The sequence below is a fragment of the [Lactobacillus] rogosae genome, from assembly GCA_900112995.1.
GTDB lineage: Bacteria > Bacillota > Clostridia > Lachnospirales > Lachnospiraceae > Lachnospira > Lachnospira rogosae.
The window spans coordinates 119,847-135,666 of sequence record FONU01000008.1 but is presented as its reverse complement, the minus strand read 5'-3'; the positions used below and the strand labels follow the sequence as shown (position 1 = coordinate 135,666).

The window sequence follows — 15,820 nt, the reverse complement described above, 5'->3', positions numbered from 1 at the left end:
AAAAGGATATTTGAAACTTCTGCGAGAATACGCTTAGAACAAGGGGCAAAATGAATGCTTCTGAATCGTGCAAGTGTTGCATGGTCAGGTGCAGAATGCCCTTCTAAAAGAAACATGAAATTGATATCTCTTCATAAAAGAAGGGGCACCGCACTAATTTCTTAGTGCGACAGCCCCTTTTTTTATATCATTATTTAGTTTAAATTCTTAATAGAATTACTGCTTATACTGTGTCATTGATAAATCATCAATAGTCTTAACAACAGTATGAGGAATTGGCTTCCATTCAACCTTCTTAAATAACGCTACAATTGAGATTGGAATATATGTAGCTATAAAGAGAGGAAAAGAGAAAAGATACATAATCTTCTTTCTTGCAGGTGCAAGAATCTTCTTCCACTCAGTTATTAAAGTTATAAGTCCTATTACTAAAAGCATCATATAGAAATTAAAGAAACCAAGTAAAATAGCCTGAACAGTTGGACCAGCAATCTGCTTGAATAATGTAGGATTAAGACCACCACATAATAATATTATTACATTAAGAAGTATTGTTCCAAGTGTAAATAAAGTAGCAGGTGCAAGTGTCATTATCATATCATAGCAGGATACGAACATTCTCTTTTCCTTGAACATTGTCCTGAATAAGTCTCTGCCATACTTAAATAATACCTGATAGAAGCCTTTTGTCCAACGCATACGCTGATTCCAAGACTGTTTAAATGTTGTTGGCTGTTCATCATAGAACATAGCATCTTCGCAATAACCAACCTTTTCGCCATCAAGAATATTAGTTACAGTAAATTCAATATCCTCTGTTAAAAGATTGCATTTCCAGCCGTGGTTCTTCTTGATAATAGAGCTGTCTACAAGATAGCCAGTTCCGGATACAGCACAGCTTGTCTTAATCATCATTCGTGGGTTGTTAAGATATTTAGCTTCTCTTATAAACCATAAAGAATAACCGGCTGTAATCCAGTTAGTGTCATAATTCTTAGAGTTACGATAGCTTGTGACAACTTTGTACCCACTGTCGAATACTTTGTTCATCTCTCTGACGTAATTGACATCGATAATATTATCTGCATCGAATACGAAATAACCGTCATAACAAGTGTAATCACCACGTTCTTCACATATCTTATTAAAGACATAGTCCATAGCATAGCCTTTACCAATAAGTATATTGTTGAAACGCTCATAAACAATGGCACCGTGTTGTCTTGAAATCTCCGCAGTATTATCAGTACAGTTATCAGCTACTACGATAACATCAATAAGCTCTGAAGGATAATTCTGGTTCTTAATACTGTCAATTAAATTGCCAATAACGGCATTTTCATTACGTGCGGCAATAATAAATGCGTATTTGTGAAGTGTCTTAGCTTCGGTGTTGTAATTCTTTTTTTTCTTTTTACCAAGCAATGCGATAATAACGTATATTCCCTGATAACAATAGAAGATGGTCAATACAATATACACAAATGCGTTGATATCTGATACGATTTTCATTTGAAATCCTCACTAATCATTAAAAAATAAAAGTCTGTTAAAACTTTTACAAACTTTTGCAAAGTTCTTTACAGATTATATCATTAGTTCGTTAGCTGTCAATAGTTAATCGAACTAATATTTCTAAAAAAAGTGACAAAATTCGCTCTCAATGTGATATTATATGTGTTATTATATAAAAGTTACATATACACATTGGCGAAAGGAATACTAAAATGTATAAAGAAATATCTCAATTAATTATGTATGGAAATCTCGATAACAGTTCTATTTTATCATCAATGGCAGATATATTCAATCGTTTTGATAACAAATTATCATCAAAAGAAGAGCTGGTTACAGATATATATACTCAGGTAAAAAGAATTTTAGAAGTTGCAACAGATTATGGTTTCGATAAGAATTTATGGCAGAATTATCTTACATATTTTCTTATTACTAATGAGAATCCATTCAGCATTACCTGTGAAAAGGTAGGAGCTAATGACGGAAGTGTTAATGTATTTGCAAAGAATGACTTTAAAGTATTCTACAATCTTTTCCATTATGATTTTTCATTTATAGAGAAAGAACTCGGCATTGACTGTTTCTCTATAATCTCTGATTATAAGGCAATCGTTAAGAAGGAGCTGATGTATAATAAAAATGTAAGTGAAAAGGTTCAGGCATTAAGCGAAAAGCTTGCCAAAGCTGCTAATGCAGATGAATTCTTTGATATAGTTACAGAATTCTATAAAGCATATGGCGTAGGTATGTTCGGACTTAACAAGGCGTTCAGAATATCTGCAACAGAGAATGGAAAGCTTACATTTAACCCTATTAATAATATGGATAAGGTTGTATTAGATGATCTTATTGGATATGAGATACAAAAAAAGAAGCTTGTTGAGAATACAGAGAACTTTGTTCAGGGCAGAAAAGCCAATAATGCTCTTTTATTTGGTGACAGCGGAACTGGTAAGTCTACAAGTATCAAGGCTATCGTTAATGAATATTATGACCAGGGCTTAAGAATGATAGAGATATATAAGCATCAGTTTAAGGATTTATCAAATGTAATAGCGGCCATTAAGAACAGAAACTACAAGTTCATTATATATATGGATGATTTATCATTTGAAGAATTTGAGATTGAGTACAAGTTCTTAAAGGCAGTCATTGAGGGTGGCGTTGAAACTAAGCCTGACAATATTCTTATATATGCGACATCTAACAGAAGACATCTTATCAAAGAAACATGGAACGACAGAAATGATATGGAATCTTCTAACGGACTTCACAGATCAGATACGATTGAAGAAAAGATGTCGCTTGTTAATAGATTTGGGTGTCAGATAAGCTATTCTAAACCATCTAATAAGGAATATTATAATATTGTAATAGGACTTGCCAAGAAAAATGGACTTGATATGTCAGAAGAAGAACTTATGGCTGAGGCTAATAAGTGGGAATTAAGCCACGGAGGCATATCAGGAAGAACCGCACAGCAGTTTATTAACCATTGTCTTGGAATGCGGAAGTAATATTTATTTGTAAAAATTATGATATAATATGACTACTTCGTAGTCACTTAGAAGTTTCTTCGAAACTTCGGATGCGTGGAAAAGCAATGCAGGGCATATGACATAATGAGCACAAAAGTAATGATATTATAAAACAGCATTTTGAAAAATAGGATAAAAACAACAAAATAAAATCATAAATAGTATTTTAAATATAAGAGCGGAGAGTAATAATGTATTCATATATAATAGGTGAATTTGTTGAGATGACACCAGAAGGGATAGTTATAGAGAATAATGGGATTGGCTATGACATTAAGACATCGTCCCTTACAGCTGAAAATATACCTAAATCGGGTGAATTTGTAAAGGTGTATACATATCTGCACGTAAGAGAAGACGATATGAGCCTGTATGGATTTCTTACAAGAGATGAACTTAACGTATTTAAATTATTAATAAATGTCAACGGAATAGGTCCTAAGGGGGCACTTGGAATATTATCAGCAATCAGCACAGATGATTTAAGATTTGCAGTACTGTCAGATGATGTTAATCTTATAAAGAGCTGTCCGGGTGTTGGTGCTAAGACAGCACAGAGGCTTATTATTGAACTTAAGGATAAGTTAAAGGTTGAGGAAGCCTTTGAGATGGCACTTAATAACAGAAATAAGGCAAATGCGGCAGCAGAGCAGGATAATTCTATTATTGTTATGAATGATGCTGTTGAGGCACTTGTATCACTTGGCTATAGCAGTAAGGATGCGATTAAGGCTGTCAAGAAGGTTGATGATATTGATAAGAAGAATTCAGAGGCAATACTTAAGGAGGCTCTTAAAAGCCTTGCAACTTTATAGGTAAAATAAAAGAATATTTGAATATAAGAGAGCATTTGATTATAAAATAGTGCTTAGTTATAAAAAGGGTATTTAATTATGAGGAGGTGAAATACAACGTGGAAAAAAGAATAATATCCACAGAAATCCTTACGGAAGATGCAAAGATAGAGAATTCGTTAAGACCATTAAAGCTTGATGATTATGTAGGACAGGAAAAGGTTAAAAGAAACCTTAAAGTATATATAAAGGCAGCAAAGGAGAGAGGAGATTCACTAGACCATGTCTTATTTTATGGACCTCCTGGACTTGGTAAGACAACACTTGCTGGAATTATAGCTAATGAAATGGGAGTTAATATAAAGGTAACTTCTGGTCCGGCTATAGAGAAACCTGGAGAAATGGCAGCAATACTCAATAATCTTAGTGAGGGAGATATATTGTTCGTTGATGAGATACACAGACTTAACAGACAGGTTGAGGAAGTACTGTATCCAGCAATGGAAGATTATGAGATTGATATAATGATTGGAAAAGGTGCTACTGCAAGGTCGATAAGACTTGACCTTCCACATTTTACACTTGTTGGTGCAACGACAAGAGCAGGACTTTTATCTGCACCTTTAAGAGATAGATTTGGAGTTGTTAATCATCTTGAATTCTATAATTGTGATGAATTAAAGAAGATTATAGTAAGGTCAGCAGAGGTTCTTGGCGTTGATATTGATGATGATGGTGCATATGAGCTTGCAAGAAGATCAAGGGGAACACCACGACTTGCCAACAGATTATTAAAGAGGGTAAGGGATTTTGCACAGGTAAAATATGACGGTAATATAACTAAAGATGTTGCTGATTATGCACTTGACCTTTTAGATGTTGACAGGGACGGACTTGATAGGAATGACAGGCTTATTCTTTCTACAATTGTAGAGAAATTTGACGGAGGACCTGTTGGAATAGAGACACTTGCGGCTTCTATTGGTGAAGATTCGGGAACGCTTGAAGATGTATATGAGCCATATCTTATACAGAATGATTATATTAACAGGACACCTAGAGGAAGAGTTGCAACAAAGAAAGCATATGATAATCTTGGTATTGAACTAAGAGAGTAGATATTGTATACTTACTATATATTATTGTTAAGCAGGTCAGGAGGATGCAGATGTCATCAAAGAATACAACAGAGGTAATCATAGGTGGAAAAGTATTTACTTTGGGAGGATATGAAAGTGAAGAATATCTTCAGAAGATAGCATCATATATTAATAATAAACTTGCTGAGTTCGGTAAAGACGAGAATTTTAGAAAGCAGTCAGCAGAGATAAGAGCTAATCTTATGTATCTTAATGTTGCCGATGATTATTTTAAGGCAAAGAAGCTTGGTGATGGTTTATCTTTAGAGATTGAGAATAAAGATAAGGAAATCTATGACCTTAAGCACGAACTTATTGCAGCACAGATAAAGTCTGAGTCTGCTGATAAGCAGATTGAGGAATTGAAGGGTAGCATAGAGAAGCTTCAAAATACCATTGTAAAGCTTGAAACAGAACTTAATGATTCAAAGAAATAATTATATTTAGCGGGGCTGGGGACAATGTGCTACAGTCCCGATTTGATTAATAAGTATTATAGAATGAGGATAAATGATATATTATGGAATTAACACATGGTAACAACTACAACAGAATAGAAGTTCTTGCACCAGCAGGTTCTCTTGAAATATGTAAGGCTGTTATTAATGCAGGGGCAGATGCGGTGTATCTTGGAGGAGATATGTTCGGTGCAAGGGCATACGCAGGCAATCTTAATAATGAAGAGATGCTTGAAGCACTTGACTATGCACATAGAGCTGGGTGCAGAATATATCTTACAGTTAATACACTTCTTAAGCACAAAGAGATAGAAGGACAATTGATTTCATATATAAGACCATTTTATGAACACGGACTTGATGCGGTTATTGTTCAGGATTTAGGAGTTATGTGGCTTATAAAGAAGCATTTTCCAGATATGGACATACACGCGAGCACACAGATGACACAGACAGGCAGTCTTGGTTCTAAGCTTCTGTGGGATATGGGTGCAGAGCGTGTTGTCACTTCAAGAGAGATGACATTAACTGAGATTGCACAGCTTCATAAAGATTGTCCGGATATGGAGATTGAAAGCTTTGTTCATGGTGCTATGTGTTATTGTTACTCGGGACAATGTCTTATGAGCAGTTTCAGAGGTGGAAGAAGCGGCAACAGGGGAAGATGTGCACAGCCCTGCAGGCTTTCTTATAAAGTATATGATAATGACAGTCAGATTAACGACAAAGATAATTCCTTTGCATTAAGTCCTAAAGATATGTGTGCCCTGCCTATACTTCCAGATATAATAGAAGCTGGTGTGTATTCGTTAAAGATAGAAGGAAGAATGAAAAATGTGACCTATGCCGCATATGTTACTTCTGTATATAGGCATTATGTTGATGAATACATTAAATATGGAAGAAAAGGCTATAAAGTAACTAAGAAAGATATAGATAATCTATGCGATATATATAACAGGGGTTCTTTTACGACAGGGTTTTATAACAGCAAGAAGGGTAAGGAGATGATGTCGTATGAACGTCCTAATCATAGGGGGAGCGAAGCATTAAAGGTTGTTAGCAATGATAAGGGAAGAGTTACATTTAAAGCATTAAAGGATATCAATCCACAGGATGTATTCGAGATTGACAAGGAACACAGCTTTGAGAGTGGCTCGTTTGTTAAGGCGGGTAATACTTTAGTGGTCAATCTTCCAAGAAAATATAATCTGTACAAGGACAGAATTATTAACAGAATGAAGAATTCTTCTCTTGAAAGACTTGTAAAAGAAAAGTATGTGCAGACAAGCTTTGAAAGAGATATTGATATGTATATGGAGGCTGTGAAAGGCTCACCATTAAGTCTTACCGCTGTGACTGGTCAATTCAGTGCAAGCATATCAGGCAGTGAGGTGACTAAAGCTTTAAAACAGCCAGCCGATTACGAAGATGTTAAGAGCAAGCTTATAATGACAGGTAACACCGGATATAAAGTGTCTGGCATAGAACTTCATATGGATAATGATGTGTTCTTATCGGTTGGAGAATTAAAGAAGCTAAGAAGAGAAGTTATAGCACAGCTTGATAATAATATATTAAGTTCATATTGCAGGACATATAAAGAGCCGGACGATAGTATAATAAATCCCTGCTGTATGACATATAACGAGCAGGATAATAGCATATTAAGTTCGGATTGTGATGCACATAATGAGTATCACAATAATTGCACAGGTATTGAAAGCCAATATAATGATGTGTCAGATAATGCTGGCAAGATGTTATGTACAGTATATTGTCATTCCTTTGATATTGTCAGCTCGGTGATTGATATAGTCAGCAGTCCTGATAATAAGCTGGATATTGCAGTTGGAAGAATATATCTTGGTTTTGGAATGTATTACAGCGACCGGCAGAGATTTATTAAAGTTTGTGAAAAAATTAACAAAATGGGAATTAAGCTGTTTATAGCACTTCCTTATATTCTTGAACAGAGCAGGGCAAGACAGCTTTCGGCTATGCTTGATGATATAGAACATAATACTGGAATAATAATAGACGGCTATCTTGTAAGAAATATTGAAGAAATCGGACTTATAGGAAGCAGAAAGTCTAAAGTTAAAGATATAATTACTGATACAGGATTGTATGTATTTAATAAGTATGCAGGTTATGAATTGAAAGATATTGCTGATAAGGCGGGGGTAAGGCTGCTATCCCACACACTTCCGCTTGAGCTTAATAATTCTGAGTTACAGGATACTCTGACTGCTGGAAGTGAGATTATTGTGTATGGAAAAATACCTGCTATGGTATCTAAATCGTGTGTTAGAAAGACTTATGGAATATGTGATAAGAAGTGTAGTACAACTCTTTTAAAGCAGGGTAGTGATGTAAGCTACATAGTTGAGAGCGTATGCAGTTATTGTTACACAGTGACGTGGGCAGGCACATTTGATTTAACAGAGGAACTTAAAAGAAATGACCTTGGCGTTAGGTCGTTAAGATTTGAGTTCATAGATGAAGATACTTTTACAATAAAGAAAGCTTTAAGCTTTGAGGGGGTATCGCCATATAAGGGACATTTCTATAGAGGAGTCAATTAATTATGCAGACAGTTTGTTTGGAATTATCAAAATATGTACTTGCATTTCTTATGGCTTTCTATGCACTCGCGGCATACAGGGGTGCAGTAATAAGAAATGAAGATAAAAGAAAAAAGATATACCGGATACAGAATATTATAATGGTAATTGTACATTTTACTGGTTATCTTATAATGTATGTTGTGTATGATGATATGAATTATATATATCTGTATTTTGCACAGCTGGTATATCTTGGTGCAGTTATTATGCTTTATATGGTATTTTATCCTAAAGCATCAAGACTGCTTGTTAATAATATGTGTATGCTGATGGCGGTTGGCTTTGTTATGATAGCAAGATTAAGTTATACCAAATGCGTAAAGCAGTTTGCTATAGCGGTTGCGGGCACATTGCTTACACTTGCAATTCCGTGGCTGTTAAAGACAGTGAAAAGCTTCAGAAAAATGGGCTGGATATACTGTGGCACAGGACTTGTGCTTCTGCTGGCAGTTCTTCTTGGCAATAAGATATATGGAGCTAATCTTGTGCTTACCGTGGGACCTGTGTCAGTACAGCCGGCAGAATTTGTAAAGATATTATATGTAATGTTTGTAGCTTCGATGTTTAATAAAGCAACAACATTCAGACAGACTGCTGTAGTTACAGCATTTGCCGCACTTCATGTTATAATACTTGTGCTGTCAACAGATCTTGGAGCAGCACTTATATTTTTCGTGGTCTATATTGCTATGCTTTATATTGCAACCAAGAATGTGTTATATGCAGGTGCAGGTATTATGGGTGGAGGAGTTGCAGGTGTTATCGCATATAAGCTTTTCTCTCATGTAAGAAAAAGAGTTATAATATGGAAAGATCCGTGGAGCCATATTGATGATAGTGGTTATCAGGTATGCCAGTCGCTGTTTTCAATAGGAATGGGTTCGTGGTTTGGATATGGTTTTTGCCAGGGTATGCCGGATAAAATTCCTGTTGCAGAAAAGGATTTTATGTTCTCAGCTATTTCAGAGGAGTTTGGATTAATATTTGCTATATCGTTATTACTGGTATGCCTTAATAATCTTATACTTATGATGAACATTGCATCAAGATGTAAGACATTGTTTTACAGGCTTGTCGCAGTTGGACTTGGAGTTACATATGGCTTTCAGGTGTTCCTTACAGTTGGAGGAGCAATAAAGCTTATTCCGATGACTGGTGTAACACTGCCGTTCGTAAGTTATGGAGGAAGCTCTATAATAAGTTCGTTAGTGATGTTTGCACTGATTAATGGAATGTATAATATGAGACTTGATGAAAGCGAGTATGAAGATGACAGAAAAGGTAAAAATGCAAAAAAACAATCAACAGCAAAAACAACGCCGAAGAAACATCAGGCGTAAAGAAAAAGAAACGGATATTGTAGAAGGAAGTAAAAAAGGCCTTAGAAACAGGGAAACTAATATAATATCTTTTGTGTTTATAGGCTTATTTGCAATTATGATAGTATATCTTTGTGTATTTAATATCAAAGATGCCAAAGATGTTATTAACAATCCATATAATAAAAGAATAGATAATCAGGCTGATAAGGTTGTGAGAGGCGATATATATGCTTCTGATGGAACAGTGCTTGCAACGACTGATACGGCAGATGACGGTACAGAGACAAGAGTGTATCCACAGAAAAAGCTTTTTGGCCACGTCATAGGATATAATTCCAAGACGAAGATGGGAATTGAGTCAACAGAGAATTATTATCTGTTATCTGAGACAGATAATATATTTGATCAGATATCCAATGATTTAACAGGCGATAAGGCAAAGGGACATAATGTGTATACAACATTGGATACAACCTTGCAGAAGGCAGCATATAAGGCACTTGGCAGTAACAAAGGTGCTGTGATAGTTATGGAAAGTTCTACAGGAAAGATACTGGCAATGGTTTCCAAGCCTGATTTTGACCCTAATCTGGTAGATAAAGATTACGATAAATGGATTAATTATGATAGTTCAGAGTCGGTTCTTTTAAACAGGGCTACACAAGGATTGTATGCACCGGGTTCAACCTTTAAGATACTTACAACACTTGAGTATATAAGGGAAAATGGTACAGATAATTCATTTATGTATGTATGCGACGGAAGTGATTATGAGGAAGGTGGAACAACAATTCCATGTGCAGATGGAAAAGCACATGGAAAGCAAGATCTTGTAGATGCTTTTGCTAATTCCTGTAATTCAGCCTTTTCGCATATAGGTGCAGGACTTAAGCTGACCTCATTTAAGAATCTATGCACCTCATTTTTATTTAATAAGAATATACCGGTCGCATTTGAATATAATAAAAGTTCATTTGCACTGAGTGAGGAGTCAGGCATAAGTGAAGCACAGGAAACTGCAATTGGACAAGGAAAAACTATGATAAGTCCACTCCATAATCTTATGATAGCTGCAACAGTGGCTAATGATGGTACAATGATGACACCATATCTGGTTGACAGAATAGAAGATGCTTATGGCAGAGTAGTAAAACAGAATAAACCAACAGTTATTGACAAGCTTATGACAAGTGACGAAGCACAGTATCTTACAGAATGTATGGAAGAGGTTGTTGATTCAGGTACAGGTGGTTCAATGAGATGGTCATCATATAATGCTGCTGGTAAGACTGGCTCGGCACAATACGATAATAGTGATAATGTACATTCGTGGTTTGTTGGATTTGCTCCGGCAGAGACACCAGAGATTGTAGTAAGTGTTGTGCTTGAGGGTGGCTATTCAGGTGTATCAAGTGCACAGTATATAGCGAAGGCTGTATTTGATGCGTATTTTCAATAATATGTTAATATGTTTGGCAGGAGCTTATTTGTTGATGACGTCATATATATAAGAGATTGCGAAAAATGTCAGAAAACAGCACGCTATGTCAAACATTTATCCTTGATAAAAAAATATCAGCATTGTATAATGGATTGGAGGAAACGATATGTCAGAAGCAGTAAGCTGTGGAGGAGTAGTAATATTCAGAGGCAAAGTTCTTGTATTATATAAGAATTTTATGAATTCACGAGATGGCTGGGTACTTCCAAAGGGGACAGTCGAAAAGGGAGAAACTTATGAACAGACAGCTGTGCGTGAAGTGAATGAGGAGGCAGGTGCTGATGTAAGAATAAGAGCTTACATTGGCAGTACGAATTATTCATTTAAGGCTGGACACAAGAACATCGATAAGATCGTTCACTGGTATCTGTGTGAATCCGACAGCTATGACTGTGTGCCTCAGAAAGAAGAATTTTTTTACGATGCAGGTTACTATAAGTATCACGAGGCGTATCATCTTCTGGAATATCCGAATGAGAAACAGATACTTTCAGATGCATATACAATGTATAGACAATTAAGAAAAGAAGGAAACTGGTGAGTAATGGTAGTAGATTCAGTTAATATGTTAGATGGTAATGTATATCTTGTAAGTCAGGGAGATAATATTAAACCGGCTGGTGCAACTGATTTTGATAATGTAATTAACAACATAAGTTCAGGAAGCGAGTCATTAGATGATATATTTAATGAAGTATCCAATGAATATGGTGTCAATGTTAACCTGTTAAAGGCGGTTGCAAAGGCAGAGTCGGATTTTGATACAGAAGCAGTATCATATTGTGGGGCACAGGGGATTATGCAGCTTATGCCGACAACGGCAGAATCGTTAGGCGTTGAAGATCCATTTGATGCAAGACAGAATATTACAGGTGGAGCGAAGATGCTTGCGTATCTTTTAGATGATTACAATGGTAATGTTACACTTGCCCTTGCTGCATATAATGCTGGAAGTGGTTCTGTAAGCAAATATGGTGGAGTTCCTCCATATAAAGAGACATTAGGATATATAGACAGAATTAATGATATATTAGGTGGAGCACTTTCTTCCGATTCAACAACAATTGATGGAGCTGGTGCTACAGATCTTTCACAGAGTATATGTGTTGGCGATACAGGAATAATGGTTGATTCCCAGAATAACAGCCAGCAGGGAGAGAATAACCAGGAGCTTTCAGCACTTAGAAACCAGATAACAGCTAATAAGTACAATATATCTGATGCAGTATTAAAGAGCCGTGCATCATCAGGAACAAGCAGTTCCAATGTGCTGTTCAGCTATGATGATTACAAATATGTAATTAATACATATAAAGCAATATTATCAAAGCTGTTAGCGGTATCATCGACTATTAATACAAGTGATGATAGTAATACATATAATACAGCATACAATAATTACAGTGATGATAACAGTGCTTTAGGATACTATAAGAATGGTCTGCTTAGCACAAGTCAGGCAGTCCTTAAAATGCTTAATATGAATTAAAGATTATAACCGGCATTAACACTGCTGGTTTAAATAGACAGCGAACATTGCCGCTTTGCAATTGATAGCAATGTAGAATGTGAGGGAAAGATTATGAACAATAAAAGAATTAAGGTTACATTATACAACAGAACATATAAAGAGATAGATATGAGTGACTTTACTTGTCTTCCAGAAGAATTATTTGCTAATAGAGATGACATTGTGGAGGTTGTGCTTCCGGAAGGTGTTAAGGTTATAAGCAACAATGCTTTTGAGAACTGCCAGAGGCTGGAGAAAGTAGAATTTCCATCGACACTTGAAAGAATTGAAAGTGAAGCATTTCTTAACTGCTTTAATCTTAAGAGTGCACAGTATGGCAAAGATGTAAAGATTGACCCTACATCATTTAAGGGATGTGCTAATCTTACATATTAATTTGTGGTTTTAATATTAATAATATGGCAGGAGCGGTATATATGGCGTGTGAGGGAGAGGTGCACAGCCAGCAGATTACAGCTTCCTGCCATTTTGTATTAAATCAGGACAATGATAAGTTAGAATAACCGTACTTGACGAATTGTCATAACTAATATACAATTCAACGTGGAAAAATATATAAATTACATTCAATGAAATCTGTTAAAAGTACAGACTTTAATACGTAACAGGAATGTGGAACGGAGAGTAAGATGAGCGAAAAGAAGACATTTGTAACATTAGAGCAACTTAAGGAGATTGATAAGACATATCCTACACCTTATCATCTTTATGATGAGAAGGGAATAAGAGATAATGCAAAGAGATTAAAAGAAGCATTTGCATGGAATAAAGGTTATAGAGAGTATTTCGCGGTAAAAGCTACCCCTAATCCATACATATTAAATATATTAAAGGAGTACGGCTGTGGAGTTGATTGTGCATCTGAGACAGAGCTTATGATGGCGTATGCACTTGATTATAAGCCGGGTGAGATTATGTTCTCATCTAATGATACACCAGCAGAAGAATATGCTTATGCCAATGAGATTGGTGCAACAATTAATCTTGATGATATTACACACATTGAATTCTTAGATAAAATACTTGATGGAAAGTTCCCGGAAACTATGAGTTGTAGATATAACCCTGGCGGATATTTCCAGCTTGGAACATCAATTATGGACAATCCGGGTGATGCCAAGTATGGTATGACACACGATCAGATTATTGAAGCCTTTAAGATATTAAAGAGCAAGGGTGTTAAGCATTTTGGTATACATTCATTCCTTGCAAGTAACACAGTTTCTAATGAATACTATCCAACACTTGCCAAGATTTTATTTGAGCTTGCTGTAGAACTTCGTGATAAGACAGGAGCTGATATTAAGTTTATTAACCTTTCTGGTGGAGTTGGTGTTGCATACAAGCCAGACCAGACACCTAATGATATTGCTGTTATCGGTGCTGGCGTTCATAAGGTATATGATGAAATTCTTACAGCAGCTGGTATGGGGGATGTTGCAATATATACAGAGCTTGGAAGATTTATGCTTGCACCTTATGGCTGTGTTGTAACAAAGGCTATCCACGAGAAGCACATTTATAAGGAGTATATTGGTGTTGATGCATGTGCAGTAAATCTTATGAGGCCAGCTATCTATGGTGCTTATCATCATATTACAGTAGCAGGTAAGGAAAATGAGCCTTGCGACCACAAGTATGATGTAACAGGTTCACTTTGTGAGAATAGTGATAAATTTGCAATTGACAGAATGCTGCCAAAGATTGATATGGGAGATTATCTCATTATTCACGATACTGGAGCACATGGTTATTCTATGGGGTACCAGTATAATGGTAAGTTAAGATCAGCAGAGCTTCTGCTTAAGGAAGATGGAAGTGTACAGATGATAAGAAGAGCAGAGACACCAAAAGATTATTTCGCAACATTTGATTTCTGCGATAAGCTTGATAAGCTTAATTTAAATTAATCATTGATTAAAATTAACGATTGGAAATAGGTATATGAAGAATTTAGGATATATTGCCAGTGAGATAACAAAGGGTAAGAATTTATCAGATAATCTTGTTAAATATGGAAAGGGATTGTCATCATTATATAATGGTCTTGCTTATATTAAGATGTCTATGAATTATTATACAATTCTTAATATGATTAAGGATAATGAGATAGATGATGAGCTGTTTCTTGAAATGTTCCAGGGTGTCAATGAGATAATAGAGATTTCTTCCATAGATTCAGCTGTTGCCAGTGAAGATGTGCTTACAGACAAGATTAGTTCGCTAAGAAACCGTCTTATAGCTATTATGGAAAGCATAACTGATTATGTTGACAAGTTTAAGATATATGAATATGTGTTAAACAGAGTAGAATACCGCTTCAAGGATGATGAACTTGATGAGGAATACTATAATACATATATGACTAATGATATAATGCACTACATTTTATCTGATAAAGATAATGTATCTATCAATGGAAGAATATCTGAAATGGTTGGCCAGCTTCCGATAAGAATGTCAAAAGCAAGATTTTATGATCATATTAAAGATGCATTTACGCTGTATCACGGAGCACAGAAACAGACAATTGATGATTTCTATTATTCGTTAAGTACAAGTGCGATGTTAAAAGATGCTGATAAAGACTCAATGTTCTTTAAGGATATGAATGATTTCTATGTAACGTTAAAGAATGCAGATTATAAAAATCTTGACAGCAGTGAGTACACACGTTTAAGGGGTGCACTTGATATAGCTACAGAGAAGATGAACAATGCAGCTGATATATATGTGCTTCTTGCCCAGATAATTAATGATTTGTATACAATTATATTATCTGATAATAATACAATAGGGGATAATACAGAGGTAAATGTTGCTAAAGATATTATTCTTAAGTCTAAGAGCCTGTTTGAAGATGAGCAGGAGCTTGATGAGATAGCAGAACTCTTTACAGCTTTTGAGGGCAAACAGGAGCGTATATTAGAAACTGTAATGGCGGCTGATTTTGCAACACAGTATGCTGCTGCCAACCTTAATGATACATTAGATGAACTTGCACTGTCAGATATGTACAGCTCGCTTGAAGCAATCGGCAAGCTTCAGTCAGGAAGTGACTTTGTTGATATATCGCCTAAAGAATATTTTGATGAAATTCCTGATGATTCATATGCTGATATGGCGGCAGAAAAGCTTATTACAGAGCTTGATAGGTTATTTACAGACTGTCAGCAAAGTGTTAAAAGAGCAGTTATGGCGGCTGTATTATCAATGCTTCCAGTGTTCTTTAATAATACGGAAGAAATTCAGGATTATATCAACAGTTCATTAATACAGTGCAGTGATGAAGCTGAGAAGAAGGCTGTTGTTGAAGTAGTAAGAATGATTATTGCCGGACAATAAATGTATATTAAGCGGTCTTGTACTGCTTGGAAACGAGGAATATT

13 protein-coding genes are annotated in these 15,820 nt (G+C 35.6%); 12 read left to right on the top strand and 1 reads right to left on the bottom strand.

Features of this window, described 5'->3' with window-relative positions; translation table 11 throughout:
* Window positions 1–216 precede the first annotated feature (216 nt).
* Window positions 217–1,512 carry a glycosyltransferase family 2 protein gene (locus tag BM157_RS04315; RefSeq protein WP_022501836.1) on the bottom strand — a complete coding sequence of 432 codons (1,296 nt, stop codon included), beginning with the start codon at window positions 1,510–1,512 and terminating at the stop codon, window positions 217–219.
* A 215-nt stretch (window positions 1,513–1,727) separates the two neighbouring features.
* Between BM157_RS04315 and BM157_RS04310 the strand changes: the two genes are divergently transcribed.
* From BM157_RS04310 to BM157_RS04255, 12 genes are all read left to right on the top strand, one after another.
* Window positions 1,728–3,035 (top strand): ATP-binding protein, encoded by a 1,308-nt coding sequence (locus BM157_RS04310; protein WP_022501835.1) that lies wholly within the window; start codon window positions 1,728–1,730, stop codon window positions 3,033–3,035.
* A gap of 212 nt (window positions 3,036–3,247) precedes the next feature.
* Window positions 3,248–3,871 carry a Holliday junction branch migration protein RuvA gene (gene ruvA, locus BM157_RS04305; protein WP_022501834.1) on the top strand — a complete coding sequence of 208 codons (624 nt, stop codon included), beginning with the start codon at window positions 3,248–3,250 and terminating at the stop codon, window positions 3,869–3,871.
* Between the two features lie 98 nt (window positions 3,872–3,969).
* Window positions 3,970–4,968 carry a Holliday junction branch migration DNA helicase RuvB gene (gene ruvB, locus BM157_RS04300; RefSeq protein WP_055174640.1) on the top strand — a complete coding sequence of 333 codons (999 nt, stop codon included), beginning with the start codon at window positions 3,970–3,972 and terminating at the stop codon, window positions 4,966–4,968.
* 50 nt (window positions 4,969–5,018) lie between these two features.
* Complete coding sequence (locus BM157_RS04295) at window positions 5,019–5,426, top strand: cell division protein ZapA (RefSeq protein WP_055306573.1); 408 nt, start codon at window positions 5,019–5,021, stop codon at window positions 5,424–5,426.
* Window positions 5,427–5,509: 83 nt separating this feature from the next.
* Window positions 5,510–8,035, top strand: a complete 2,526-nt coding sequence (locus tag BM157_RS04290; protein WP_090140041.1) for a peptidase U32 family protein — start codon at window positions 5,510–5,512, stop codon at window positions 8,033–8,035.
* Between the two features lie 2 nt (window positions 8,036–8,037).
* Entirely contained in the window at window positions 8,038–9,417 is a 1,380-nt protein-coding gene (locus BM157_RS04285) for an FtsW/RodA/SpoVE family cell cycle protein (RefSeq protein ID WP_022501830.1), read from the top strand.
* Window positions 9,341–10,858 (top strand): penicillin-binding transpeptidase domain-containing protein, encoded by a 1,518-nt coding sequence (locus BM157_RS04280; protein ID WP_318255807.1) that lies wholly within the window; start codon window positions 9,341–9,343, stop codon window positions 10,856–10,858. The genes BM157_RS04285 and BM157_RS04280 overlap by 77 nt, the downstream gene beginning before the upstream one ends.
* A gap of 148 nt (window positions 10,859–11,006) precedes the next feature.
* Window positions 11,007–11,441, top strand: a complete 435-nt coding sequence (locus tag BM157_RS04275; protein ID WP_022501828.1) for an NUDIX hydrolase — start codon at window positions 11,007–11,009, stop codon at window positions 11,439–11,441.
* Window positions 11,442–11,444: 3 nt separating this feature from the next.
* Window positions 11,445–12,389, top strand: coding sequence for a lytic transglycosylase domain-containing protein (locus BM157_RS04270; RefSeq protein WP_090140039.1), 945 nt, complete (start codon window positions 11,445–11,447; stop codon window positions 12,387–12,389).
* A gap of 93 nt (window positions 12,390–12,482) precedes the next feature.
* Complete coding sequence (locus BM157_RS04265; protein WP_022501826.1) at window positions 12,483–12,806, top strand: leucine-rich repeat protein; 324 nt, start codon at window positions 12,483–12,485, stop codon at window positions 12,804–12,806.
* Window positions 12,807–13,060: 254 nt separating this feature from the next.
* A complete protein-coding gene (locus BM157_RS04260; RefSeq protein ID WP_022501825.1) occupies window positions 13,061–14,341 on the top strand; it encodes a diaminopimelate decarboxylase in 1,281 nt (426 codons plus the stop codon).
* Window positions 14,342–14,375: 34 nt separating this feature from the next.
* Window positions 14,376–15,776 carry a hypothetical protein gene (locus BM157_RS04255; protein WP_022501824.1) on the top strand — a complete coding sequence of 467 codons (1,401 nt, stop codon included), beginning with the start codon at window positions 14,376–14,378 and terminating at the stop codon, window positions 15,774–15,776.
* Window positions 15,777–15,820 lie beyond the last annotated feature (44 nt).

What these genes read in the sequence shown, in the direction of transcription:
- BM157_RS04295 (WP_055306573.1), top strand. Translation starts at nt 5,019, where the DNA reads ATGTCATCAAAGAATACAACAGAGGTAATCATAGGTGGAAAAGTATTT.
- BM157_RS04290 (WP_090140041.1), top strand. Translation starts at nt 5,510, where the DNA reads ATGGAATTAACACATGGTAACAACTACAACAGAATAGAAGTTCTTGCA.
- BM157_RS04260 (WP_022501825.1), top strand. Translation starts at nt 13,061, where the DNA reads ATGAGCGAAAAGAAGACATTTGTAACATTAGAGCAACTTAAGGAGATT.
- BM157_RS04275 (WP_022501828.1), top strand. Translation starts at nt 11,007, where the DNA reads ATGTCAGAAGCAGTAAGCTGTGGAGGAGTAGTAATATTCAGAGGCAAA.
- BM157_RS04315 (WP_022501836.1), bottom strand. Translation starts at nt 1,512, where the DNA reads ATGAAAATCGTATCAGATATCAACGCATTTGTGTATATTGTATTGACC.
- BM157_RS04265 (WP_022501826.1), top strand. Translation starts at nt 12,483, where the DNA reads ATGAACAATAAAAGAATTAAGGTTACATTATACAACAGAACATATAAA.
- BM157_RS04310 (WP_022501835.1), top strand. Translation starts at nt 1,728, where the DNA reads ATGTATAAAGAAATATCTCAATTAATTATGTATGGAAATCTCGATAAC.
- BM157_RS04255 (WP_022501824.1), top strand. Translation starts at nt 14,376, where the DNA reads ATGAAGAATTTAGGATATATTGCCAGTGAGATAACAAAGGGTAAGAAT.
- BM157_RS04270 (WP_090140039.1), top strand. Translation starts at nt 11,445, where the DNA reads ATGGTAGTAGATTCAGTTAATATGTTAGATGGTAATGTATATCTTGTA.
- BM157_RS04285 (WP_022501830.1), top strand. Translation starts at nt 8,038, where the DNA reads ATGCAGACAGTTTGTTTGGAATTATCAAAATATGTACTTGCATTTCTT.
- ruvA (WP_022501834.1), top strand. Translation starts at nt 3,248, where the DNA reads ATGTATTCATATATAATAGGTGAATTTGTTGAGATGACACCAGAAGGG.
- BM157_RS04280 (WP_318255807.1), top strand. Translation starts at nt 9,341, where the DNA reads ATGAAGATGACAGAAAAGGTAAAAATGCAAAAAAACAATCAACAGCAA.